The sequence below is a fragment of the Nitrobacter sp. TKz-YC02 genome, from assembly GCF_049852135.1.
GTDB lineage: Bacteria > Pseudomonadota > Alphaproteobacteria > Rhizobiales > Xanthobacteraceae > Nitrobacter > Nitrobacter vulgaris.
In genome coordinates this window covers 3883776-3908608 of record NZ_CP180728.1, presented here as the reverse complement: position 1 = coordinate 3908608, position 24833 = coordinate 3883776, and the positions used below count along the sequence as shown (strand labels likewise).

Here is a 24833-nt window from a genome sequence, read left to right as displayed (position 1 = left end):
GAACAATCGTTCGGCAAAGCACCGCGAGCGATTTAGATGGCTGAAAACGGAACGAAAGCGATGTCAGTAGCGGCTAGAGGGTCCGCCCGAAGATTGACTGAGCGCACGCAAAAATGTCGTCGTGTTCGTGAAAACGTCCGTAAGATAATCCCATGAATGAAATATGGTGGTGTTGTTTTTGTTTGACATAAACCCCCTCCTCGCTGCGACGGACCGCGCCGAGACATTTTCTCACATCAATTTCAAATTCAGTCTGCGAAACCCGACGCCATATTGTCGGATCGCTACGCGCGCACTCTAACTCACCAAGTCAACTCGCCCGCTCCCCGTGGCGGAGATGCGGCATGGCCTAAGCGTATTCCCTCGCTGGCAAACGCTTGACGTAAACGTCTCAGTCGAGAAATTTCGGCACAGAACATCCGTTCTCATGTTGCTATGAGTTGCCATTCGCTATCACATGGAAAGCGTCACTAACGTGAATATCGCCGCCGATATGCACGTCCACCCAAGGCTCTCTTAAACAGCACTATCTGAAGAGCCGCGAGTGTCGCGAACACTCAGAGAAATACACCACGCCTCGATTCTCGCAACGTCTTTCGCGTCGCGGCTGCGTCGCGCAAATCGAATGAGGACACGGGATCTGCTCCACCTCCAGCGCGTCCAATCAGCAACGGTTTGAATCTGCGCGCGGATTCGATCTCCTTCGTGAGGTGTTACAAATCCGCCGCGTTGTCTAAAATATTTTAAGAAAGGATGAAGCGGGGCGAAGCGCGAGGTCGTTTTGGAAGTGTTCTGTCACACTATGGAGATAAGTGATTAGCTTGGCGCATTTTTTTCTGGCTGTTTTTGTGGGTAACCCGCGTCAGCCGTGCGCTCATTTGGCCGTCATTTGAACCCTTGCGAAGCTTCCGGTTATATCAGGATGGAAATATCGAAATGGGAGTCGTGCGAAAGCGTCGACCCTGAATGAGAGTAGGCCGCCGAACTCAACCGGAGGGCTATTGTGATGGGTCCAATCGACCAGGTCGTGGTGTTTGTCGTCGTGCCTCGTATTCGCATCGTGGAACGTGAGCGAATCGAATGGCCGTGGCAATCGATGCCAGATGTCGTCGCAAGGCGATGCGGCGTAACGTGTTGAAGTGTTCTTTCACCACTTGATCTGGTGAATAAAAGATTCTGGCACGTCCGCGCAAAAAAAGGGGCCTGGCGATTTGCCAGGCCCTTTGAGATATTCTGACGAATAACGTCTTCGATCAGTTCATTTTGCAAGCTTGGCGATTCGATGCGTCAGCCGGGAAACCTTGCGGCTCGCATTGTTCTTATGAATGATGTTTTGCTGGCCAGCCCGCATCAATTCCGGTTCTGCGCGCTTCATCGCCTGGATCGCAGCGTCGCGATCGCCCTTCGCGATTGCTTCCTCGACGATCCGGACCGAGCCGCGCATCAGGGTGCGCCGCGACCTGTTGATGGCGGTCCGGCGGGCAATCTTGCGTGTCGCTTTCTTTGCGGATGTCGTATTGGCCATGGTCTCGAAGTATCCTTCGGCAGTGCTCTCGCGAGAGGCCAGCCAGTGGCCGGTCATTCGATTGCGCGGATGAGCCTGAATGTGTTTTCCGGTGTTCTCGAAAATGCCGTCCTCAAAACTTGCGAGGGGCCTTTTTCAAAGAACAGCGGCGGCAGGATCACCCCACCGCCATCAGCGGTCTTATAGAGCCCCTGTTTTCGAGCGTCAACGCCTCCCGGCAGGTCCGGCGTCCGGGTGGGTGGGCAAAGAAGGGTCTTCGCAAGGACTCAAAAGAGGCGCTGGCGAGGTTGAATTTCGTGCCTTTGAGGACTAAGGGGCGAGCTGCAACTGCGGACAAGGAGCTGGTACGGGCATGATCCGGGCGATTTTTCGTTTCATCGGGTTGCTGCTGCTGGCCGGCGGCTTCATTTTTCTGGTTTATGATGGCGCTCGGTCAATCGCCGACCAGACCCTGCGGTTGACCAAGCTCGGCGAATTCTGGAACGATATTCATCAAGCCAGCCAGCAAGCGGTTCGTACCCAGATCGAAGCCTCGGCACCCTGGATGTGGGATCTCGTCAAGCTGGTTTTGAATCAGCCCGCCTTCGCAGTGCTCGGGGGGGTGGGCATTCTTCTGATGCTGCTATTCCGGCCACGACCGCCCCTGATCGGCTACTCACGGGAATAATCGCCGGACATCGGTGCCAATCTTGCCACGAAGAAGAGGTTACCTTCTGTTAACCATAGTGGGTGCAGAACCGGGTGATCTCGTGACAAGGGACAGGCCCCGGTGCGGCTTTCGCGCGCATTTCCAATATCTTTGGTTGCTGCGCTAACCGCGCTGGCGTTGTCGGGATGCATGCGGCAGCCGACGGCGATGGTCCGTCCGCATGATGCTCTCGATGCGCTGGCCTATGGAGGACGGATGGCGTCCGCGCCGCCGCCGGCCGGCCCTCGCCTATGGAACACGCCGGGTCTGTGGGACACGCCAGCTATCGCCGCTACGCCCGTTGTCTACGCTGCCGCGCCGCCGCCGGTTGTGCACGATCCCGCCTACCGGCTCGATGCCGGCGACCGGCTGCGCATCGTGGTCTACGGCCAGGAGGGCCTCACCAACACCTATCTGGTCGGTGCCGGCGGCAGCATCACCATGCCGCTGATCGGCGCCGTCACCGCGCGCGGCCGTACGCCAGCTGAACTGTCCGCCGCCATCGCCGCACGGCTGCGCAACGGCTACATCCGCCAGCCCTATGTCGCCGCCGAGGTCGAGGCCTACCGGCCGTTCTTCATTCTCGGCGAGGTGGCGGCTCCCGGCCAATATCCGTTCGTGCCCAACATGACCGTCGAAAGCGCCGTCGCCATCGCCGGCGGCTTCTCGCCCCGCGCCAGACGCGACCTCGTCATCGTCACCCACACCGATGCCCGCGGAACCGTCCGCATCAGCGTCCCCACCGCCACGCCGCTCAGCCCCGGCGACACCGTCCTCGTCGACGAACGCTGGTTCTGAGGCGCTTACTCCTGAGATGTCCGGCGAAGAAGGTGAGGCGCACACGCCGACCAGATCGATGGGCCGCGACATCTGACCTTACGGCGGGATGCAAACCAATTGCTATTCCTCTCGACGATAGCTGCAGTTATCGCCACATCCAGTTATGGCCCCAATCGCCCTTCCAGCCCACGAGACGTCCTCTGCGGAACTGCAAATAGAGTCTGTGCTTTTGGTTGAAGAAGCCGCTGGCGCTGAAGTTTCGGAGCGCTAGAAATACTTCGTCGCCGGGAGGGCCTTCAATGTACTTCAGTGACCCGCCGAGCGCATGTGCGGTAGTTATTTCATCCATACCGAAAGCCAACGGGATGTTGTTTGAAAGCGTTGCCGTGAATGGCGGGGAATATGTCGGCCCCACGACCGTCGGCTGCGCGTGTCCCGGAGCGGCCGTTAAAAATGCAACAAGGCATGTCGACCCGAAGACCCATCTCGACCCAAAGACCAATGTCCGCTGTTTCATGATGCCGCCTAGCTGGCACAAAAGAATGGAAATCGTCAGAAGTTCGCGACTCGCAATTCGCGAAAAGTTTTGATGCTGGGTTCTAACACATTCGCGCTTTGTCTCCACGCGTGTTGGCAGGATCAGTGATGATTCTCACCATGGACAGCCAGCGGGCGCGATAACGGAAAATCCCCGGTCCGTTGAATTCTCGGCGAGCAACTTACGCAGCGTTAACACTACCCTTTAATCTTCGCGAATCTACTTATCGTCTAAAGTGACGAAGCGTTGGGCTGACACTAATGAGGACCGATGACGCTCACAACCGGATCGCGCACAAGGCGCCGCCTGCTTCTGGCGTCCGACCGGACCGACCGCAGCAGCGATCTGTGGGCTATTCTGCAATGCGCAGCCGACGTTGATACCACATTGACTTCCGGGATCCCGGACAGGCCGGACGGTCGATTTTCGGGCATCGTCGTCGATGTCAGTCTGCGTTCCCCCGAAAGCGTGCTGCAGGTGCGCAGCAAGCTGTGCGTCGATGCCTATCGATCGATGCCGCGGCTATTCGTTCTTGCAGATGCCCTTCATCACGAATCGATGCAGGCGTGGGCGCTCGGCGCCACCGATACCATCTCGCGCCCGTTGGATGCGCAAGTCGTTCTACAGCGTGTCCGTGCCGCATTTCCGGACGACAACGATAGTGGCGCTGCGGCGAACGCCAACGCTCTGAATCGCGGTATTTCCGCAGCTCATGCTGTGCTGGTGAAGATCTTCGAGAATCTTCCAGCCGGCGTTCCGCTCTCATTCAGCGATGTCATGGAGGCGGAGCAAGAGATTTTGATGGCGATCAAGCTCTCCTCGTTGCGTGACTGGTTGGCCACCGTCGGCCGCCACCATACTCATACCTACCGTCACTGTCTGTTTGTCACAGGCTTCGCCGCCGCTTTCGCGCAGCAGCTCGGAATGCGCGAGGAAGATCAGCGCCGGCTTGCTCGCGCCGCCTTGCTCCATGATGTGGGCAAGGCCTTCATTCCCGTCGCGATTCTCGACAAGCCAGGCAAGCTCGACAACGAGGAGAAGAATGAAATTCGTCGGCATGCGCGCCTTGGCTACGAAGCCTTGTTGAGGCAGGGCGGCTTTCCGTCCGAGATGCTCGATGTTGTTCTGCACCATCATGAGATGCTTGATGGCTCGGGCTATCCGGATGGCCTGCGTGGCGATCAGATTAGCGACATCGTGCGCCTCACCACGATCGTGGACATTCATGCCGCGTTGGTCGAGAAGCGGGCCTATCGCCTTCCTTTCACGCACGCCAAATCCTTTGCGACCATGGAAGAAATGGGCGGCAAGCTCGATCAGCATTTGCTGCAGGCGTTTCGTCCGGTGGCGCTGGGTTGTTGACCTGTCGGGGCGCGTGCCCATCATACGGGCAGTCTCCACATCGGGCAGTCTCCGAGCAGCCACGGTGATTTTCGAAGGACGGTGCGTCTGGGCGTTGCCCGCCTCGCGTCAATCGGCTAAATGGAATGCCTTCGCACCCGTAGCTCAGCTGGATAGAGCGTTGCCCTCCGAAGCTGGACCGGTGTCTCAACGGATCCCTTTAAAACTGAGCTTAATGTAGCGTCCCTGTCGTGTTTTTGACGTCAAAGGCACTCTCGGGCCACGTAATGCGCTTATCTGTCCTTTGCGCACGACCAATGCAGCGCACTTTTGCCCGGGCAAAGTAGGGAACGTGAGCTGCATATCAATGCAATCGAAAGACACCTTCGATGGCGCGAAGCTCGGTGGGCTTGACGAGCTTAGAATGTGTGACGGTGACTGCGAACAGCGGGCCTTCGAGCGATTTTTCCCAGAACGCGAGGAAATCCTGTAACGCCGGGAAACTCGGAAACAGATCGTAGTCCTGCCAGACGTAAGTTTGCAGCAACCAGCGACGATCGGGGCGGCGATAAACGATTTCCGCTGTAGTCAGTCCGTAGCCTAAGATCTGTTTCCTGAAATCCTTGGAAATCGCATTTCTCTCGACCATGCTAACCTCCAACGTAACTGAAACAGTGCATGGGTCTCAATTCGTCGAAGCCGAAAACGTTCAATAGATCTAGTAAAACATCGCGGGCCGCAGCTCTTGCGCCCGCGCGTCCTGGCCTTATGTGAATAGCGGCTAGCACTCGTTAATGGCGACTGCCAACTCAGAAATAATCACAGCCAAGGAGGACAAGAAACCGCCTGGTCGCGCGATCTTGAGGATTTGATCAGTTGACAACGGAGCCCATTATGTCTGCCAAAGATGTCAAATTCGGCGTCGATGCTCGCGACAAGATGCTGCGCGGCGTCGAAATTCTCAACAACGCGGTGAAGGTTACGCTCGGCCCGAAGGGCCGCAACGTCGTGCTAGACAAGTCGTTCGGCGCACCCCGCATGACCAAGGACGGCGTTACCGTCGCCAAGGAAATTGAGCTTGAGGACAAGTTCGAGAACATGGGCGCGCAGATGGTGCGCGAAGTTGCTTCCAAGTCCGCGGATGCGGCCGGTGACGGCACCACGACCGCAACGGTCCTCGCCGCTGCGATCGTCCGGGAAGGCGCCAAGTCGGTCGCCGCCGGAATGAATCCGATGGATCTGAAGCGCGGCATTGACCTCGCTGTCGAAGCCGTGGTCGCCGACCTTGCCAGGAACTCCAAGAAGGTCACCTCGAACGAGGAAATCGCCCAGGTCGGCACCATCTCGGCCAACGGCGATTCCGAAATCGGAAAATTCCTCGCCGACGCTATGAAGAAGGTCGGCAACGAGGGCGTCATCACGGTTGAAGAAGCCAAGTCGCTTGAAACCGAACTCGAGGTCGTCGAGGGCATGCAGTTCGACCGCGGCTATATCTCGCCCTACTTCGTCACCAACGCCGAAAAGATGCGCGTTGAAATGGAAGATGCCTACGTCCTCATCAACGAAAAGAAGCTATCTCAGTTGAACGAATTGCTTCCGTTGTTGGAAGCCGTGGTGCAGAGCGGCAAACCGCTTGTGATCGTCGCGGAAGACGTTGAAGGCGAAGCGCTTGCGACGCTGGTGGTCAACCGCCTGCGTGGCGGCCTCAAGGTCGCGGCCGTCAAGGCGCCGGGCTTCGGCGATCGCCGCAAGGCCATGCTGCAGGACATCGCCATCCTGACCGGCGGTCAGGCGATCAGCGAAGACCTCGGCATCAAGCTTGAGAATGTCACGCTGCAGATGCTCGGCCGCGCCAAGAAGGTGATGATCGACAAGGAGAACACCACCATTGTCAGCGGGGCCGGCAAGAAGGCCGACATCGAGGCGCGCGTGGCGCAGATAAAGGCGCAGATCGAGGAAACCACCTCGGACTACGATCGTGAGAAGCTGCAGGAGCGTCTGGCCAAGCTCGCCGGCGGCGTCGCGGTGATCCGCGTCGGCGGCGCGACGGAGGTCGAAGTGAAGGAGCGGAAGGATCGCGTGGACGACGCGATGCATGCGACCCGTGCGGCGGTTGAAGAAGGCATCGTTCCGGGTGGCGGCGTTGCGCTGCTCCGTGCTTCTGAGCAGCTCAAGCGCATCAAGACCCAGAACGACGACCAGAAGACCGGCGTCGAGATCGTGCGCAAGGCGCTGTCGTCGCCCGCCCGCCAGATCGCGATCAACGCGGGCGCAGACGGCAGCATTACCGTCGGCAAGATCCTCGAGAAGGAACAGTATTCCTACGGCTTCGACTCGCAAACTGGCGAATACGTCAACCTGATCTCCAAGGGGATTATTGACCCGACCAAGGTGGTCCGTGTCGCAATCCAGAACGCAGCGTCCGTCGCGGCACTTCTGATCACGACCGAAGCCATGGTGGCCGAAGTGCCGAAGAAGAACGCAGGCGCTGGTGGGATGCCTCCGGGCGGCGGCGGCATGGGAGGTATGGACTTCTAATCACCCACCGTTCACAGAGAAAAGAAAGGCCCGGCAGCAATGCTGGGTCTTTTGCTTATAAGGACCAGTCTAATTTTCGGCCGGTCATGGCCATTCCGGGCGGTGACCAACATGTTCGGGAGGCGCAAGGATTGGCGGCGCATCCACACCCGCACCGATGCGCTCATGTCGCGTAAATAGTCATTTACAGACTGTGGGCAGCTCGCTGAATGAACTGACAGAGCGTTGCCTCTGCACGGCAACGCAAGCGGATCTCGCCATCTGTTGAGCACACTCGGACATCCTTGATCCGATAGGTCTTTTCGACTCCCCGCTTGGGGTGTGGCTGGAAACAGGCACACGAGCGGCACAACCAGATATCCCTGGGTCGCTGTGGGATAACCCTTGGCACCGCGTCACCGGCGTCCTTGTATCGAGAAAATAAGGGTGACCCGAGCGCTTCACGATGGCGACGATACGCAAACTCAGAGGTCGATGGCAGGCGCAGGTGCGCCGTCGTGGCGTTCCTCCCAGAGCTAAATCGTTCGACAAGCGGACTGACGCCGAGCGCTGGGCCCGCGATCTCGAAGCGGAAGCTGACAGGAGTGGCTGGGTCGCTGACACGCGCGCTGCCGAGAAAACGACGTTGGGCGAGCTGCTGACGCGATACTGCGCTGAGGTGACACCTACCAAGCGCGGGGCCGTGTCCGAGAAAGCTCGGATCAACTCGATTTTGCGCTGCCCCATGTGCTGAGGTCAACGACAGCGTTTCGCCAGGCGCAATGCTCGGCGGCCACAGAAAGACGCCGTGCTCGAGCCGTTTTGTGAATAGGCAGAAGCCGGTGCCATCCCAGTAGATGATCTTGATAAGGTTGGCCCTGGTGCGACCTCGGAAGACAAACAGATGTCCGGTAAATGGATCCTGGTGCAGGACGCCTTGCACCAGCATCGCGAGACCGTCGATGCCTTTGCGCATATCGATGTAGCCCAGAGCCAGGTGCACCTTTACGTTTGGAGGAAGCAAGGCCGTCATGGCATGGCCCTCTCGGCCGCAGGTGTCGCTCCGTCGGCGATCTGCACAGTGACGAAGCCCAGCTCTTTCGCTGCGGCAACGTCCTGCTTCCATCGGCGCAGAACGCGCGGAGCGATGCCGTAGCGGCGCGAGATCTCGCTGCCGCTCGCGCCGGACCGTATCATCTCTTCAAGAATCCAACGCTTGTCGGCTTCGCTGAACCGTCGCCGATGCCCTTCACGTGGTCTTGGAACAATGGGCTCCGCTGCCGCCGAGGAGGGATAAGATCCCGGACTTACGAGGGGACTTAACGGCGGACTAAGGGGAGGACTTAAGGAGCGTCGTCGATACAACAGCTTCCGCTTGGGCGGCTGTGGCTCCACTTTAAACAACGATCGCCAGTTGCCAAACGCCTTGAGCGGAATGCCTTGCGCTTCACAATATTGACGTTGATTCAAGTCGCTACGCGTCCATGCCTCGTGATGCGCCCGCCAAAAATCCTCGCCTTGACGCCTCCACCCTCGATGTTCGCTCGTCATGCTGTTCTCTCCATCTTCAAATTGAAGACAGGAACAGATCGGGGTCGCTAACGATCGAACAAGGGTGCGAGAAATGGACGCTTACCGAAGCGCTGTTAACAGCCTGGGACGAAACACTTAAGCCCTATTTCGACGAGGTGCTCAAATCTATTCCAGCCGATACCGCAATTTTGCTATCGATTTATTCTGTCTGGGAATTAGACGGCCCATTAGAAATCTGCGGCTCGATCTGGTTGGACGGTATGAAAGAAATTCTTGAAAACTCCCTCATCGATGAAGCGCTGAGCAGCGATAGGAATCGTTTCTAGGGACATAATTATGAGCGACGTAAAACTCTTTCGAATCGAAAAAGATCAGGTTCAGGAGTTAGCTGGCGAGGCGCTTCAGGTCGAACGGTCGCTTCAGGTGTTGTTTGAAGCCAACCTGGAGGCTCTGCTGGGGATCCGATTTTTGACGACCGAGCACTCTACCGGGCCGGTTCACGGAGGTCGCATTGATACCCTCGGCCTCGATGAGGATGATTGCCCTGTTATCATCGAATTCAAAAGAGCCGTAAACGAGAATGTCATCAACCAGGGATTGTTCTATCTCGACTGGTTACTCGATCACCGGAAAGATTTTCAATGGCTGGTGATGGAGAAGCTCGGTGCAGAGACAGCGAACAGTTGATTGGAGCGCGCCCCGGTTGATTTGCATTGCCGGCGACTTCACGCGATACGATCAACACGCAGTGAAGCAGATCGCTCGGAATATCGAGCTGATTCGTTATCGCAAGTTCGACACAGGTCTCCTCATGTTCGAACTCGTTCACGCCCCAAAACAGAGCAGATCGACGGCGCCGATTGTCAACCGGCCAGAGACGCAGACCACTCCCGTATCGACTGAGGAAACGATTGAGGATCCCTATATCAGCTCGCGGATCGACTATCGGCTCGGCCGGTCCAGTCCCCACCTTCGCGACCTCTTTGAAGCTGTCCGTCAATACGTGATTAGTCTTGGAGATGACGTTCAGATTAAAGAATTGAAAAACTACATCGCCTTCAAAAGATTGAAAAATTTCACATGCGCCGAAATCTACCCGCAAGCGAGGGTTGTCACGCTTTATTTGCGCCTCGATCCCACGACAGTCGAACTGGAAGAGGACTTTTCTCGCGACGTAACCCGCCTCGGGCATTTCGGGACTGGAAACCTCGAACTTTCTCTTAGGACGATGGACGACTTCGCTAAGGCGCAGCCGCTCTTGCGACGCGCATATGAGGGATCCTAGTTTAGAAGCCCATCTCCGCAGCCACTCAACAGTCGTGGAGCAACGAAAGTGGCAGGCCGCACTTGACGGAATAGCGGTCGAACCGCTGCGGAGCAGCAGGTTCGGGTCGCCACAATCCCGGCACAGGCTTTCTTGGCGCACCCGACACGATTCGAACGTGTGACCTTTGCCTTTCGGGCCTTGCTAATACCTCACCCATCCCAGCTTGGCCGTTGCCGGCGTCACGTCAATCGGCTAAATGGAATGCCTTCGCACCCGTAGCTCAGCTGGATAGAGCGTTGCCCTCCGAAGGCAAAGGTCACACGTTCGAATCGTGTCGGGTGCGCCAATTAAATGCTGATCTGCATTGACCCAATTCCAGCTTTGGACTGGGTAAGCACCGGGTAAGCGGCCGGATAACTAAGCTGACGCCGACATAGGTGCTTAAGAGAGTAGCAGAATAGCTTTCGCACGCTTTATTTTGTTCAATTTTTTCCGATTGCATCGCGCACAACTCCCGGCGAGTAGGATGGATAGGCTCATCTTGAATGAGATGGCCACAGCATCGCCTTGCTCAGAATCCACGCAGATCACTGCCCAAATTTAATGCCGTGCATGCACCTAACGGGTGCAGAAGCGATGGAAGGATAACCGGAGCTCAGCATCCGTTGTCGGCAGGCAATCCGGGGCGGGAAGGATAGGCACGCGAAACCGCCGCGCGGGCAGCGAAATGCGGCCGCCGCCAAATTTGGTTTCTGGGTTATGTTGTCTGGAGTATCTCGTTAGAGCGGCTTGCCAGCATCACTCGTCCCAGTTCGCCTGCTTACCCAGGTGAGGCGCCGTCCTCCGATAAAGTCCTGCATTTTCAGATCTCCAATGAGGCCGTCTGGGGTCGGCCTATGGCGTTCCTGCGCCGATCGATGAAATTTCATGCAGTGCTCATCGTCAATAACTCCAGCCTCACTCCTTCCCTCAGAATTCAATCGACGGAAATCGCTGACATCAGGGGCAAAGCGAGCATGAACGGGCATCCCCGCTTTGGTAGCCCGTCTTAGGTGCTGCCAAGGGCCAAGTGCGAAGCAGACCGCAGCAATAGCGAGTGCCGATCGGCTGGCACATGTTTTGCTTGTTTAGCGCGGGACACGTTCAAGAGCTGTCCCCTGGTGATCGCTCTACGGGATCTGGTCCCAGGAAACGATAACCCGCCCCTTCGTCGCTTTCTTAGTTTGGTGAGGACCATGTCCAACGATCAAGAGGACAACCGAATACACGCGAAACGGCCGCGGCGCCTTACGTGCTGCCGAAAGATAAGGCGTCGCTTTTCCGCGACCCCTCTTAGTTCTCGCGCGCATTGACCCTTTCAAGAAGGGGAATGCACCGATGACATTACAATCGCCATATTCGCAAACACTTCAGACGTCCGGGCGCTCCGCGCGTCGTCGATTCGATCTCGGGATCTTGCAATTCGCCCTCACGCTGGGCGGCTGCAGCGCGCTCTTCGATGTAGGAGTCGCGCACGCCGAGCCTCTTTCCGCGCCCAGCTTTTCTGGCCCGCTTGTGCCAAATTCCAACCCCTTCTCGATAGATGCGGGTCCGCTTGGTTCGGTTTTCGTCGGCGGCCAACTGATCGGAATCGGCGCACTCCAAACTCATCCAACCCACGCCGGGGGCACCGGCAATGAGGGCAGTTTCGTCGATGTGACCAGCGCTCAGATCGAGCTTCAAACGACCAAGGGGCCGGTGCAGTTCTACATTCAGGGGGGCGCGTATTCTGTGCCAGTCCTCGGCTCCCCCTATCTGCAAGCGACAAAGGCGACAGGCCAGCTATACGGGCCAGTTTCTGTTGCTTATGCCAAGGCGGTGATCAATCCTGAGCTGTCAGTTGTAGCGGGCCACCTGCCAACTTTGGTGGGGGCCGAGTCGACCTTCACCTTCCAGAACATCAACATCGCGCGCGGGCTGCTTTGGAATCAGGAGAACGCAGTCAACCGCGGCGTTCAGATCAATTATGGGCACGGTCCGCTCAACGCTTCGGTGTCGCTGAACGATGGCTTTTTCTCAGGTACATTGAACTGGCTTTCGGGCGCGCTGACGTATGCGATCGATTCGTCGCATTCGATCGCCTTCGTGGGTGCGGGCAGCCTGTCGCCAAACGACAAATCCTCAACCGCAACGCCGCTATTGCAGAACAATAGCAGCATCTTCAACCTGATCTACACATACACCAGCGGCCCGCTAACACTCACGCCATACTTGCAATACAACCACGTTGGGCGTGATGACCGACTCGGAATTGATCGCGCGGCAGGCACCTTTGGAGGTGCCCTCCTCGCCAAATACACGCTGGACAAGGAGTGGTCCGTCGGCGCCCGCGCCGAATATATAAAGGCGACCGGCGGAACGTGTGGCGCCGACCCTAACTGCACGCCGACAAATTTGCTCTATGGGGCAAAGAGCGACGCCTGGTCGCTTACCATCACTCCGACTTACGAGAAGGGCTTATTCTTCGTGCGTGGAGAGTTGTCCTATGTCCGAGTTGGCCATCTCGAAGCCGGCTACGGTTTCGGCCGCGATCTCAACCAACGCGATCAGGTCCGAGCGTTGGTGGAGACCGGCATTCTCTTCTGACGACTACCGGAGCGGCGCGGTCGAGGGATCGCGCCGCTCCGGCAAGGGCGTATGGACGCGCCTGCCGCGGTAAGCGTTGCGAGCCCAGCGCGATACCGGACGGCGTTTATGAGTCCTGAGCCTAGTCTCCGATTCGCTTCAGCTCCGCGATCAACCGGTCCAGCGCGTCGGCAAGCATCGGCCCGCCGCACACTGTGAGATCTTCAGGAATCACGATGCGCCGCGATGGCGGATACATCTTTTCCAGCGCCGGGTGCAACAGCAGCGCGCTGCCTTCGTCTTCGGCGACATCGCTGCCGTCCGATATCAGGATAAAATCCGGCCGAGCGGCAACAATGGCTTCAAGCTTTGCAAACCCGCCGTGCGTAATGCCAAGACCGGATGCCGCGTTCGACAGCCCGGTGACCGAGAGCAGTGCACTCGTGAGGCTGTCATCGCCCGACACCCAGCCACGCCGCGACAGCGCCAGCACCCGGTAGGGCCTGCGCGCCGCCGCCTCCTTTGCGCGGGCCACCGCGGCATCGAGCCGCGCGATCTGGATCTGCGCGCGATCCGGATGCCGGACAAGATCGCCCATCCGGCGAATCTGTTCCTTCACGTCATCGATCGATGTTGCGACATCGAATTCGACCACGCGCATCCCTTGCTGCTTCAGCAGCTCCCGCGTCGCGCGTTTGGTGTACTGGGTGGCAACAACGACGTCGGGTCTGAGCATCAGCACGTCCTCCGCCTCGCCGGAGAGCCGCCGATATTTCTTCGCCTCGTCCGCGGCGTAGGAGCGCGCGGCATCGCGCGAATAAGGGCTAAGGCCGACGATCTGTACCGGGTCGGCGAGCGTCATCAAAAGCTGATCGGTGCACAGATTGATCGACGCAACACGCGGCAGACCCGCGGCGTGCGCGGGCGTGACGATGCCGACGGTCAAGGCCAGGACGGCGGCGACAAGATCACCGCTTCTCCTTGCGGCGATACGAAAGCGATGCAATCTCGTACGTCGCAACATCGCGATCAAACTTCCGCCCACGGCACGAGGACGATTTCGCGTTCATGGTCGGCACGATAGGTTCTGATACGAAAGACCTCGGACATGATGGCCTCCGAAAGCGCGTCGGCAGGTGGTCCCTGCGATACCAGACGCCCTTCGGACATCACCAGAATAATATCGGCGAAACGCGCGGCGAGCCCGAGATCATGCGTCACCACGACAACCAGCGTTCCGCTGTCGGCAGTTGCCCGCAGTTTGATCAGGATCTCGATCTGATAGCGTGGATCGAGCGATGCAGTCGGTTCATCGGCCAAAAGCACTGGCGCTTCCACCGCCAGCACCCGCGCTAGTGCGACCCGGCAACGCTCGCCGCCCGACAATTCCGTCACGCGACGATCGCTCAAATCTATCACGTCAGCCATCTGCATCGCCCGCATCACGGCCGCGGCATCGTAGCCGGTCAGCCTTCCGGGATCGATCGCACCGTGCGGGTATCGTCCAAGCGCCACGACATCCTTTGTCGGCAGCGGCCAATGTATCTGGTGACCCTGCGGCAGATAGGAAAAACGGCGCGCGCGTTCCTGAAGGCTTAGAGATGATAGCGCGTCGCCGCAAACTTCGATCCTGCCTTTCGAGGGTAGCAGTCCCGCCAACACCCGCAGCAATGTGGTCTTGCCTGCGCCATTCGGTCCGACCAGCGCGACAAGGCGCCGACCGGGGAGTGCCAGCGAAATGTCGCTCAGGATGACCCTCTTTCCGAGGCTCGCCGACAGCGACGATGCGGCGAGAACAGCCGTCTCGCTCATGCCACTCCTCCACCCAGCGCTCGCCGCTCGCGCACGATCAGGTAGAGGAAGAACGGCACGCCGATCAGCGCGGTCAGGACGCCAACCTTGATGTCCGAGGTCGAGGGAATGACGCGCACCGCGATATCGGCCGCGAGCAGGAGCGCCGCGCCGGTCAGTGCGCTCGGCACCAGCAGCCTTGCCGGATCGTAGCCGATCAGAGGGCGCATCAGGTGTGGGGCGACCAGCCCAATGAAGCCAATGGCGCCGGCCACCGCGACCGCACCGCCAACGCCCAGGGCAACGCCGAGGATCGTCCACAACCGAAGCCGGCCGACGTTGACCCCCAGGCTGAAGGCGGCTTCTTCACCGAGACTGAGCGTGCGAAACGCATGACGCTGGCTCATCAGGGTGGCCGCTCCCGCGACGATGAACGGTAGCGCCAGCGTCACATGCCGAAAGCTGCGGTCTTCCAGCGATCCCAGCAGCCAAAATGCAATTTCCAACGCCGCGAAAGGGTTGCTTGACAGGTTCATCGTCAGCGATGTTGCCGCGCCTGCAAGAGCGGAGATCGCCAGCCCGGCGAGGATCAGGATCAGCAGACTCGTCTCGCGCCCCGCGATCACGAGCAACACGAACACTGAAGTAAACGCAGCCAGGATCGCCGCCATCGGCAATGCGAAGGAATGAATGTCGGCCAATCCCAGCGCGATCACCAGCACCGCGCCGAACGCCGCCGCCTGCGGCGCGCCGAACAGCGAGGGCGATGCCAGGGGATTGCGCAGGAGTCCCTGCAGGGCGGCGCCCGACAAACCGAGAATCGCGCCGATCGCTATCGCCAGGATCGTACGCGGCAAGCGGATCTCCAGCACAATGATCCGCTGAACTTCGCTACCGCCGCCAAACAAGGCATGGAGAATCGTTGCCGGCGACAACGCCACAGGGCCTATCCCCAGCGACATCAGCGTCAACACCGCGACACCTGCGCACAGCGCGAGCGTCACGCTCGCTCGCTGGCGGCCGGCGACGGTCACCATGTGACGTTGTAAGCCCGGCAAGCCGCGGGTCCGGCCGGCTCGGCAGCGCATTTCGCGAAACCCATGACGGCCCTTTATTATTTCTGCCCTGTCATTTTCTGACCCGCCATCGTGCGCCGGAATGCATCACCGGCGGATCGCTTGGTTTGTGGCCCTTATCTGCTTTCCGTGCATGCTTGCCATGTTAGCGTCCGGATGGACACGAATGGCCGCCAACGCTCGCGCGCCAGCAGTGGGATTGAGGACAAATCCCCGCACCGCGTTGCCGTTTCACCTCTTGGCGAGAGTCGATACGGCCCAAACAAGCACAGCGGAAGACCCTGCGCAACCGCGAACGTTCCACTGCATCGAAGCTAATATAGAGAGAGTGAAATTGACTTCAGAATCGCGCGAGATAGCGGGGCAGTTCGCGCTCGAATTCCGGGAAGTAGTGTGAAATCACGGAAATATCAAAGCGAGCGAGGATCGACTCCTTGGGCTCCCTTTCAAGCAGGAAGCGAAAGGCGGCCTCGATGCAGCGCTCGGGCGTGTGCTTTCCGGCGGTCAGCTGCTGGCTCTTGACTTCAGACATTGTAACGCGGTGACGAGTCTCGCCCTTTCCTTCGCGCACCACGACTTCGAAGTTAAGCGCGCTGCCGTCGTCCACCCGCCGAACATCGATCATAAGTTGCTCCTGTCCACCACTGCTCGTCTCCGCCTCATCGTCTTGATCTCGCGCAGTACGGCATCGGCCGATCGATCGCTTTGCTTGGGAGATCAAGCCTCTCTCTGAACCGATAGAACTCTCGCAAAAGGCTAAATACTAAATAGCGAGCTTGGTTAGTACCACTTGATAAATCAACAGAGTCTGCTCCCGCGTTTCGCGCTCTCGATTGTCCCCTCGAGATTGAACCTCTGTGTATCAGCAAACGACGGAAAACTATCGATAAGGCGAAGGACACATGCCGCAAACGGAGCAATCACCCGAGACGCCGTCGTCATTTGCGGCACCGCAGGTGAGCGTTCCGAAAGGCGGTGGAGCTATTCGAGGATTGGGTGAGAAGTTTCAAACCAATCCGGTGAATGGCACAGCAACCCTCTCCGTTCCAATTCCGCTGAGCAAGAGTCGCAGCGAATTTCAACCTGCACTCGCTTTGTCTTACAGTTCCGGGTCGGGCAATGGCCCTTTCGGACTGGGTTGGACGCTCGGCCTTCCTTCTATCTCCAGGCGGACGGACAAGGGCGTTCCGCGTTACGTGCCTTTCGCGCGCCGTGCCGAAAATGTCGCGGCAGCCGATGCTGTGGCAGATATCTTCCTGTTGTCCGGATCGGAAGATCTCGTGCCGATCACCGCAGCAGACGCGCCGTGGACAGCGTATCGGGAGGTGAGCGGCTACTTTGTGCGAGCCTTTCGACCTCGCATCGAAGGAACCTTTTCGCGGATAGAGAGCTGGACCCGCATCGCCGACGGCGACACCCACTGGCGCACCATTTCCCGAGACAACGTTCTCACCGTATACGGCGAAACGCTTGCGTCGCGCATTGCAGATCCTGAGGATGCACAGTGCATTTTCGAGTGGCTTATCTGCCGCAGCTACGACGATCGCGGGAACGCCATTGAGTATGAATACGCAGCCGAAGGCGATGATGGCATCGATATCACCCGCGCCAGCGAGCGCCTCAGATCCCGGAGCGCAAACCGGTACCTGAAACGTGTCAGGTATGGAAACCGCAGGCCGGTGCTGCTCGATGCTTCACTCGATTCGGCGCGCCGCAATCATCTTCCCCGGCCGCAGGTCGATCCGCAAACCGGATGGCTGTTCGAAGTCGTGCTCGACTATGGCGATGAGCCATTTGCGCTTGAACCCGAGGCGGAGGGATTCGAACGTGTGCGCTGGATGGACGATCGGTCGCTCCCGAGGCACGCGCGTCGCGATCCGTTTTCGAGAACGCGCGCCGGTTTCGAGATCCGCACGCATCGATTATGCCAGCGAATTCTCGTCGCGCATCGCATGCCGGAGCGGCTTGGGACCGCGCGAACGCTCGTGCGTGACATTCAGCTCGATTACGACGCCAGATCGCTCGGCACACGTCTGGCGCGCGTCACGCAATCCGGATATCGGCCGCTCGAAGAAGGATTGTATCGGCGTCGGTCGCTACCCCCGTTGCTTCTGAGCTACACCCCCAGTCCACTCGACGATCCGACGCCTCAAAAGTGGAAAGTCGAGCATCTTCCACGCGAAAGTCTCGAGAATCTTCCCACGGGCGTCGCCGGCCATGGCTATCAGTGGATCGACCTTGATGGCGAAGGAATCGCGGGCGTGCTCGCGGAGGAGGAGGGCGCTTGGTACTACAAGCCGAATCGGGGGCACGGCCAGTTCGGCTCCGTTCAGGTGGTCCGCTCAAGGCCCATCGGCGAGGGCGGCCGATCGCAGCTTATCGACCTCGACTCGGACGGCCGACTTGAGCTTGCCACGCTCGTGCAGGGCACGGGCGGATATTTCGATCGGACCGACGAGGAAGGCTGGACACCATTTCGGCCGTTCCAAGCTTTTCCGCTCGTCGACTTCAGCAGTCCGAACGTTCGTCTGACCGATTTGTCGGGTGACGGGCTCGCGGACATTCTGATCATGGATGATCAGGCCATCACCTGGCATCCCTCCCTGGGCGACCTCGGTTTCGGCGAAGCGGTGCGCGTGCGCGTGCCATGGAACGAGGAGCGTGGTCCGCGCGTGCTGTTCGGGCAGGCGGATCAGGCGGTGTTCATTGCGGACATGTCGGGCGACGGACTGTCCGATCTCGTTCGTGTTCGCAACGGTGAGGTCTGTTACTGGCCCAATCTTGGCCACGGCCGGTTCGGCGTGAAGGTTACGATGGAGGGCGCGCCTTACTTCGACGAGGACGGCGTCTTCGATGCGCGCCGGGTCCGCTTCGCTGATGTCGATGGCTCCGGACCGACCGACGTCATCTACGCCGGACGCAAGGGCGTAAAGATCTTCCTCAATGAAAGCGGCAATGGACTGAGTCAGCCGCGTACGATCTCCGAAATGGTGCTGACCGACGGTGTGTCGCTCGATGTCATCGATCTACTCGGCCGTGGGACAGCCTGCCTTGTGTGGTCGACCGCGCTTCCGAGTATCGCATGGCGTCCGGTGGAGTTCATCGATCTTGCGCGCGGCACCAAGCCACATCTGCTGGCGCGCTACGACAATCAGCTCGGTGCGGAGACACGGCTGACGTACAAATCCTCCACCGAGTTCTATCTTGCCGATCGAGAAGCAGGGCGGCCGTGGGTGACGCGTTTGCCGTTCCCGGTACACGTCGTTGAACGGGTGGAAGCGACCGACCACATCAGTCGGAATCGGTTCGTGACGCGTTTCGCATACCATCATGGCCACTATGATGGCGAGGAGCGCGAGTTCCGCGGCTTCGGCATGGTCGAGCAGTGGGATACCGAACGGTTTGCGGCGTTCGACGGCGACGGCTTGCCGACAGACAATATCGCCGCAGAATCGCACGTGCCACCTGTGCATACCAAGAGCTGGTTCCACACCGGCATTTACCTCGGCGCGGATCGCGTCTCTCGTCTGTTCGAGCGTGAGTATTTTCGTGAGCCAGGATTGACGCTCGCGGCTGCCCGCGCCCAGCTTCTCGACGACACCATCGTGCCGCCCGGTTTGACACCGGAAGAAGGGCGCGAGGCCTGCCGATCTCTGAAAGGTACGCTGCTGCGCCAGGAGGTTTATGCGGACGACGCTGAGGGTCCGCGTGCGACACCTGCATGGACCCGACGAGCATGCACGCCTTACACGATCACAGAACAGAACTTCAGCATCCGGATGCTGCAGCATCGAGGCCTCAATCGCTACGCGGTATTCTTCACGCACGAACGTGAATCGATCACCCATCATTACGAACGCAATCCAAAGGATCCGCGCGTTCAGCACAAACTGACGTTGGACGTGGATGACTATGGAAATGTGCTCAAGCAGGTTGCGATTGCTTATGGACGCCGCGCCTCTCCGCTGTCGACGCAATGGGACCGCACACGGCAAACATCCCCACTGCTGACCTATGTCGAGACACGCTTCACCAACGCCGTCATGCTGCCTGATGCCCAACGCAATCCACTTCCCTATGAGACAATTACCTTCGAGCTGACCGGCTATACACAGACAGCGAAGAGCGGTCGGTTCCAGACCTCGGATTTTGTCGAGCCCGATCCGATATGCGAAGGCCGTCTGCGCCACAAGCGATCAGGCCCCGATATTGCTTACGAAGCGACAGCCACGGGGAGTCAGCAGCGGCGTCCACTTGAATGGGCGCGAACGCTCTATCGTCGCAACGATCTTGGCGGCTTTCTGCCGCCGGGCGAAGTTCAATCGCTTTGTCTGCCCGGCGAGAGTTACAAGCTCGCGTTCACGCCGGGTCTTCTTGATGAAACCTTCCAGCGCCGCCGTCCGGGACAAAGCCTCGAAGCTTTGCTGCCAAATCCCGCAGTCGTGCTGGGCGGACAGGATGCTTCGACCGGAGGCTACGTCGACCTCGACGGGAACGGTCACTGGTGGGTGCCCTCGGGACGCTCGTTCTTTCACATGGAGGACGTCTCTGCGGCGGAGGAGCTCGCAGAAGCTGGTGCTCACTTTTTCATGTCGCGCCGCTACCGCGGTCCATTCGGCCAGGACTCGATCGTCGATTTCGATGCCTACGATCTGCTGATCACGGGGACGCGAGATGCGCTCGGAAATCGCATCTCGGTCGATAGTTACGACTATATCGTAATGCAGCCGACCACCGTCAGCGATGCTAACCGCAACCGGACGGAAGTCATCTTCGACACGCTCGGCATGGTCGTGGGCACCGCGGTCATGGGCAAACCGCTCCCGTCGCCGGCCGAAGGCGATTCGTTAGCTGAGTTCATTGCCGATCTCGATCAAGCGCAGCTCGACGGCCTGTTCGGGAGTGTCGATCCTCACGCTATCGCGAAGACGCTCCTCAAAGGCGCCACCACGCGTATCGTCTATGACGTAGATCGCTTTCAACGTACGCAAGCAGCCTACCCGGACGACCCGACACAGTGGCAGCCGAGTTGTAGCGCGACTTTCGCTCGCGAGACGCATGTCAACGCGACGTTGCCGCGGCAGGGTCTGAAGATTCAACTCACTTTCGCTTACTCCGATGGCTTCGGTCGCGAGATTCAGCGGAAGGTTCAGGCGGAACCGGGGCCGCTCGACGCCAACGATCAACGCGCGCCCTTCGTCAATCGACGCTGGGTCGCCACGGGCTGGACGATCTTCAACAATAAAGGCAAGCCGGTTCGCCAGTTCGAGCCATTCTTCAGCGCCACGCACAGCCACGAGTTCGGTGTTCGCGTCGGTGTAAGTCCCGTGCTCTTCTATGATCCGATCGGACGGGTGATCGCTACACTGCATCCGAACCATACCTATGAGAAGGTTGTGTTCGATGCCTGGCACCAGACGACGTACGATACGAACGATACCTGCGCGCCGCGTCAATCGCAGACGGGCGATCCACGTACTGATGAGGACATCGGCGGATTTGTAGCTGCCTACTTCAAGGCGCAATCCCCTTCAGCTCCGCTGTGGAGGACGTGGCATGAACAACGCATCGACGGCGAGCTAGGGAAGGAAGAGCGCGTTGCCGCCCAGCGTGCCGCAGCTCACGCCGACACCCCGAGCACGGCGTATCTCGACGTACTCGGCCGTCCCTTCCTGACGGTAGCAAGGAACCATGTCGTCTGTGCCGGCTACGATCTCGACGGCCGCGAAGATGCTCTTGCAACTCGTGTCGAGCTGGACATCGAAGGCAATCAGTGCGTCGTCCGCGATGCCGTTCAGCAAGGCGACGATTCGCTCGGCCGAATCATCATGCGTTACGTCTACGACGTTTCCGGCAACCGCATTTACCAGTCCAGCATGGAGGCTGGCGCGCGCTGGAAACTCCAGGACGTGCTGGGTAACTCAATTCGAGCCTGGGACAGCCGCGGACACGTCTACGCGACCGCATACGATGCGTTACGACGACTGGTCGAGACGACGGTGCGCGGCACAAGCGCCGAATCGGATCCTCGTACCTTGGATCGCAATATTCTGATCGAACGCAGCGAATACGGCGAAGGTCTTGCAAATGCTGAAGCGCTCAATTTGCGCACGCGTATTTTCCGTCACTTCGATTCGGCTGGATTCGTTATCAGCGCGAGAGTCGACGCGAACGAGATGCCTGTTGAAGCTTTCGATTTCAAAGGAAACCTGATTCACAGCACGCGCCGCCTCGTTGCAGATTACAAGACGATTCCCGACTGGAATCTGAATCCGAAGCTGGATTGTGAGGTCTTTGAAAGCAGCACGCGCTACGACGCGCTCAATCGACCGATCCAGTCCATCGCACCGCGCAGCAACGTCGTGCGCGGAGGGCAATCCAAGCCGTTCAACGTCGTCCAACCGGTTTTTAATGAAACGAATTTATTGGAGCGCGTCGATGTCTGGCTCGAGCGGATAGACCAACCTGTTGCGCTGCTGGATCCGGAAGACGAGCCACCTTCATCGGTGGGCGTCGCCGATATTGACTACGATGCCAAGGGTCAACGTTTGTCTATTGCCTACAAGAACGGTGCGCGCACGTTCTACCGCTACGATCCGCTCACGTTCCGGCTCGTCGAACTGCACACCCGAAGCGAAGCGACTGACCGTTTACAGAACCTTCATTACACCTACGATCCATCGGGCAACATCACGCACATTCGCGACGACGCGCAACAAACGATCTTCTTCAGAAATAAATGCGTCGAGCCGAGCAACGATTACACGTACGACGCGCTTTATCGATTGATCGAAGGAACCGGTCGAGAGCATCTGGGACAGGGCGGCACATCCGTCGCGTACGCTCCCGACGATTCGGCTCGTGTGGGTCACGGCTCGGCAGACTCCGCCGGACGCTTGGCGCCCGACGACGGCAACGCGATGGGCAGGTACATCGAGCGCTACGTGTACGACGCCGTCGGAAACTTCCTGAAGATGCAGCATCGCAGTAGCGATCAGGCGAAGCCGGGTTGGACACGAGCGTACGCGTACGAGGAAGCGAGTCTGATCGAAGACGGAACGGGCGGCACGCAGCTCAAGACGACCAACCGGTTGACCCGCAGCACGTTGAATCCGGGAATCGATTCTCCGCAGGGCGAGTCCTATTTGTACGATGCCCACGGCAGCTTTGTCCGTATGCCTCATCTCGGCGGGGGCGCGCCCGGTCCAAACATGCACTGGGACTACAACGACCAACTACGTCAGATCGATCTGGGCGGAGGCGGACAGGCGTTTTATGTCTACGATGGATCAGGCGCGCGCATCCGCAAGGTGTGGGAAAAGGCGCCCGGCCTCACCGAAGAACGCATCGATTTCGGCGGCTTCGAAATCTTTAGGAGGCACGAAGGCGCCGGCGCGAGCGGCATCAGCCCACAGACCGCTGCGTTGGAGCGCGAGACATTTCACGTGAAGGACGACAAGCAGCGCATCGCCTTGGTGGAGACCCGTACGGTCGACACCGCGCAGGACGATCCGATGCCGCGTCAGTTGATTCGATATCAGTTCGGCAATCATCTCGGTTCCGCCTGCCTCGAACTGGACGACCGGGCGCGGATCATTTCGTATGAAGAATATGCGCCGTATGGCAGCTCAACCTATCAAGCGGTGCGCAGCCGAACCGATACGCCGAAGCGATATCGGTACAGCGGCAAAGAGCGGGATACCGAAAGCTCGCTGTATTACAGCGAAGCGCGGTACTACGCCGATTGGCTGGGACGATGGACGGCGTCCGACCCGAAAGGGCTGGTCGATGGATCGAACACCTACGCCTATGTTCGCAACAACCCACTAAGCTTTACCGACTCGACCGGCACGCAATGTGACCCGACCACTCAGTCTTGCGTCGATCCGACGCTGGCGACCGTCGACGATCAGTCGATGACTTGCCACGCGCCCGACTCGTCGAGCTTGACGGCCGCAAGCGGCGCAAGCTCGCTGTTCGGAAACTTCATGAGCATCGCCGGTTCGACGCCCCCGGTAGCGGCCGCCGCGCCTGTGCAAGCAGCGAATTCGGTCGATGATTTGCTGACGTTCCTGCATGCGCAGGCGGGGTTCGAGACGGGTGCGGTCAGGCCACCGACCTTCAATTCTCGCACCGCTAGTCCGTTCGGAACAGCCGCCCATGCGCAGGCGACGAACGTACTCGATGACATGAAGCAGCTCGGCTATCTGGGCGCCGAGAATATTTACTCCGAAGTGCGCGTCGTGAACGGCGTCGTCACGCAAATCGGCGGCGTCCCGGGCGGTCCAAAGGGAGCTCACAATCTGGACGTCGTCGTGACTCAGCCGGGGTCGACGCTCGCGGTGGGCGATGACATCTCCGGCGGTTCTGCCAGATTGCTTGGCGATCTGAAATACGGCGGCGGCGTCATCGATACGAAGTACGCCGTTCACGGATCGCCGCTGGCCACGATCAACGGACGCACGACCTCAGGTCCGATGCCGGCGTTTCCGGAGATGGCGGCTCCGGGAATGACGGGCGGCGCCCGATGGCTCGCCGCAGGTGGAGGCGCGTTCAATGCCGCCGGCGGCGTCTTCATGTTGGCAAGCATCGACACCGAGCACGATCCCGGCGTCGTCACCGCAGGCAAGGTGACCAGCGGAGGCGCAAGCTTGGTCGGCGGTGGAATGATGGCCGGCGGCGCTTGGCTGGGCAGGGCTGGTCTTGTTGCGGTGGGCGGGACGGTCGCCGCTGTCGGATCGATCATTGCAGCACCGATCATGGTCTATGAAATGAGGCCCAGAGGTTGGATCGCGATTGATCCTGTTTTGAAGGAGCGGGCCATGCAGCGATACCGCAATGGCGAGAACGTCAACCCGTTCTGCGCGCAATGTCATGGCCCTGGAGGCGCGCTGGATCCGAACAATGACTGGAATGCCGGTGGCGCTCGCCGCGCTGCTTTTGAGAGGAGATTGCAATGGAAATATCTAGGAGACTAGTCGACATCGATCACGTCACACGCAGATCAACCCGCCTGCCAGTTCGCTTGCCGTTCTGGTTTGTTCGTTCGTCTGCGCAGACAGCTACGGAGCTCGCCAGCAGGATGGAACGGTAGGCCCTTGTCGTCCCGGCGGTCGGATCGCGTTCATGCGGTGATCCGCATGAACTGATCGCAGAAAGAAAAGAGAAGTAGG

General features: G+C 59.2%; 16 protein-coding genes, 1 tRNA gene and 1 pseudogene. 9 read left to right on the top strand and 9 right to left on the bottom strand.

Annotation, left to right across the window (positions count from 1 at the left end; translation table 11 throughout):
- Window positions 1–1258: 1258 nt before the first annotated feature.
- Window positions 1259–1525, bottom strand: coding sequence for a 30S ribosomal protein S20 (rpsT, locus tag ACM561_RS18680; RefSeq protein ID WP_425909832.1), 267 nt, complete (start codon window positions 1523–1525; stop codon window positions 1259–1261).
- A 352-nt stretch (window positions 1526–1877) separates the two neighbouring features.
- Between rpsT and ACM561_RS18675 the strand changes: the two genes are divergently transcribed.
- Together ACM561_RS18675 and ACM561_RS18670 are read left to right on the top strand one after the other, a co-directional pair.
- Window positions 1878–2192, top strand: coding sequence for a hypothetical protein (locus ACM561_RS18675; protein WP_079445286.1), 315 nt, complete (start codon window positions 1878–1880; stop codon window positions 2190–2192).
- Window positions 2193–2294: 102 nt separating this feature from the next.
- Window positions 2295–3011 carry a polysaccharide biosynthesis/export family protein gene (locus tag ACM561_RS18670; RefSeq protein WP_425907097.1) on the top strand — a complete coding sequence of 239 codons (717 nt, stop codon included), beginning with the start codon at window positions 2295–2297 and terminating at the stop codon, window positions 3009–3011.
- Between the two features lie 127 nt (window positions 3012–3138).
- Here ACM561_RS18670 and ACM561_RS18665 read toward each other — a convergent pair whose 3' ends face one another.
- The gene (locus tag ACM561_RS18665) at window positions 3139–3342 is read right to left on the bottom strand and encodes a hypothetical protein (RefSeq protein WP_425907095.1); all 204 of its coding nucleotides are present in this window, start codon (window positions 3340–3342) and stop codon (window positions 3139–3141) included.
- 459 nt (window positions 3343–3801) lie between these two features.
- On the opposite strand from ACM561_RS18665, the gene ACM561_RS18660 reads away from it, so the two are divergent.
- The gene (locus tag ACM561_RS18660; RefSeq protein WP_425907093.1) at window positions 3802–4893 is read left to right on the top strand and encodes an HD domain-containing phosphohydrolase; all 1092 of its coding nucleotides are present in this window, start codon (window positions 3802–3804) and stop codon (window positions 4891–4893) included.
- 343 nt (window positions 4894–5236) lie between these two features.
- On the opposite strand, the gene ACM561_RS18655 is transcribed toward ACM561_RS18660, so the two are convergent.
- Window positions 5237–5521 carry an usg protein gene (locus ACM561_RS18655; RefSeq protein ID WP_425907091.1) on the bottom strand — a complete coding sequence of 95 codons (285 nt, stop codon included), beginning with the start codon at window positions 5519–5521 and terminating at the stop codon, window positions 5237–5239.
- A gap of 245 nt (window positions 5522–5766) precedes the next feature.
- Between ACM561_RS18655 and groL the strand changes: the two genes are divergently transcribed.
- Window positions 5767–7410: a chaperonin GroEL gene (gene groL / locus ACM561_RS18650; protein ID WP_425907089.1), complete on the top strand. Its 1644-nt coding sequence runs from the start codon at window positions 5767–5769 to the stop codon at window positions 7408–7410.
- Window positions 7411–7594: 184 nt separating this feature from the next.
- Here groL and tnpB read toward each other — a convergent pair whose 3' ends face one another.
- On the bottom strand, window positions 7595–8422 hold the full coding sequence (gene tnpB / locus ACM561_RS18645) for an IS66 family insertion sequence element accessory protein TnpB (protein ID WP_425907087.1): 828 nt from the start codon (window positions 8420–8422) through the stop codon (window positions 7595–7597).
- On the bottom strand, window positions 8419–8940 hold the full coding sequence (gene tnpA / locus ACM561_RS18640; RefSeq protein WP_425905410.1) for an IS66 family insertion sequence element accessory protein TnpA: 522 nt from the start codon (window positions 8938–8940) through the stop codon (window positions 8419–8421). The genes tnpB and tnpA overlap by 4 nt, the downstream gene beginning before the upstream one ends.
- Here tnpA and ACM561_RS18635 point away from each other — a divergent pair.
- The 4 genes and pseudogenes from ACM561_RS18635 to ACM561_RS18620 all read left to right on the top strand — a co-directional run bounded on the left by ACM561_RS18635 (window position 8874) and on the right by ACM561_RS18620 (window position 12814).
- A complete protein-coding gene (locus ACM561_RS18635) occupies window positions 8874–9248 on the top strand; it encodes a hypothetical protein (protein WP_425909875.1) in 375 nt (124 codons plus the stop codon). The genes tnpA and ACM561_RS18635 overlap by 67 nt on opposite strands.
- A 10-nt stretch (window positions 9249–9258) precedes the next feature.
- Window positions 9259–10207: pseudogene (locus tag ACM561_RS18630) on the top strand (DUF5655 domain-containing protein).
- 251 nt (window positions 10208–10458) lie between these two features.
- Window positions 10459–10535, top strand: a tRNA-Arg gene (locus tag ACM561_RS18625).
- 1031 nt (window positions 10536–11566) lie between these two features.
- Complete coding sequence (locus ACM561_RS18620) at window positions 11567–12814, top strand: outer membrane beta-barrel protein (RefSeq protein WP_425907086.1); 1248 nt, start codon at window positions 11567–11569, stop codon at window positions 12812–12814.
- Between the two features lie 121 nt (window positions 12815–12935).
- Here ACM561_RS18620 and ACM561_RS18615 read toward each other — a convergent pair whose 3' ends face one another.
- The 4 genes from ACM561_RS18615 to ACM561_RS18600 form a co-directional block, all read right to left on the bottom strand.
- Complete coding sequence (locus ACM561_RS18615; RefSeq protein ID WP_425907084.1) at window positions 12936–13817, bottom strand: ABC transporter substrate-binding protein; 882 nt, start codon at window positions 13815–13817, stop codon at window positions 12936–12938.
- Between the two features lie 5 nt (window positions 13818–13822).
- The gene (locus ACM561_RS18610) at window positions 13823–14605 is read right to left on the bottom strand and encodes an ABC transporter ATP-binding protein (protein WP_425907082.1); all 783 of its coding nucleotides are present in this window, start codon (window positions 14603–14605) and stop codon (window positions 13823–13825) included.
- Window positions 14602–15621, bottom strand: a complete 1020-nt coding sequence (locus ACM561_RS18605) for a FecCD family ABC transporter permease (protein WP_425907080.1) — start codon at window positions 15619–15621, stop codon at window positions 14602–14604. Before ACM561_RS18605 ends, ACM561_RS18610 begins: the two co-directional genes overlap by 4 nt.
- A 379-nt stretch (window positions 15622–16000) precedes the next feature.
- Entirely contained in the window at window positions 16001–16285 is a 285-nt protein-coding gene (locus ACM561_RS18600) for a hypothetical protein (RefSeq protein ID WP_425907078.1), read from the bottom strand.
- 367 nt (window positions 16286–16652) lie between these two features.
- On the opposite strand from ACM561_RS18600, the gene ACM561_RS18595 reads away from it, so the two are divergent.
- Window positions 16653–24638, top strand: a complete 7986-nt coding sequence (locus ACM561_RS18595) for a SpvB/TcaC N-terminal domain-containing protein (RefSeq protein WP_425907076.1) — start codon at window positions 16653–16655, stop codon at window positions 24636–24638.
- Window positions 24639–24833 lie beyond the last annotated feature (195 nt).

Excerpts from the sequence above, each read along its gene's own strand:
- ACM561_RS18605 (WP_425907080.1), bottom strand. The coding sequence starts at position 15,621 with ATGGTGACCGTCGCCGGCCGCCAGCGAGCGAGCGTGACGCTCGCGCTG.
- ACM561_RS18675 (WP_079445286.1), top strand. The coding sequence starts at position 1,878 with ATGATCCGGGCGATTTTTCGTTTCATCGGGTTGCTGCTGCTGGCCGGC.
- ACM561_RS18600 (WP_425907078.1), bottom strand. The coding sequence starts at position 16,285 with ATGATCGATGTTCGGCGGGTGGACGACGGCAGCGCGCTTAACTTCGAA.
- ACM561_RS18610 (WP_425907082.1), bottom strand. The coding sequence starts at position 14,605 with ATGAGCGAGACGGCTGTTCTCGCCGCATCGTCGCTGTCGGCGAGCCTC.
- ACM561_RS18615 (WP_425907084.1), bottom strand. The coding sequence starts at position 13,817 with ATGTTGCGACGTACGAGATTGCATCGCTTTCGTATCGCCGCAAGGAGA.
- tnpA (WP_425905410.1), bottom strand. The coding sequence starts at position 8,940 with ATGACGAGCGAACATCGAGGGTGGAGGCGTCAAGGCGAGGATTTTTGG.
- ACM561_RS18660 (WP_425907093.1), top strand. The coding sequence starts at position 3,802 with ATGACGCTCACAACCGGATCGCGCACAAGGCGCCGCCTGCTTCTGGCG.
- ACM561_RS18655 (WP_425907091.1), bottom strand. The coding sequence starts at position 5,521 with ATGGTCGAGAGAAATGCGATTTCCAAGGATTTCAGGAAACAGATCTTA.
- ACM561_RS18635 (WP_425909875.1), top strand. The coding sequence starts at position 8,874 with ATGCCTCGTGATGCGCCCGCCAAAAATCCTCGCCTTGACGCCTCCACC.
- ACM561_RS18620 (WP_425907086.1), top strand. The coding sequence starts at position 11,567 with ATGACATTACAATCGCCATATTCGCAAACACTTCAGACGTCCGGGCGC.
- ACM561_RS18665 (WP_425907095.1), bottom strand. The coding sequence starts at position 3,342 with ATGGATGAAATAACTACCGCACATGCGCTCGGCGGGTCACTGAAGTAC.
- tnpB (WP_425907087.1), bottom strand. The coding sequence starts at position 8,422 with ATGACGGCCTTGCTTCCTCCAAACGTAAAGGTGCACCTGGCTCTGGGC.
- groL (WP_425907089.1), top strand. The coding sequence starts at position 5,767 with ATGTCTGCCAAAGATGTCAAATTCGGCGTCGATGCTCGCGACAAGATG.
- rpsT (WP_425909832.1), bottom strand. The coding sequence starts at position 1,525 with ATGGCCAATACGACATCCGCAAAGAAAGCGACACGCAAGATTGCCCGC.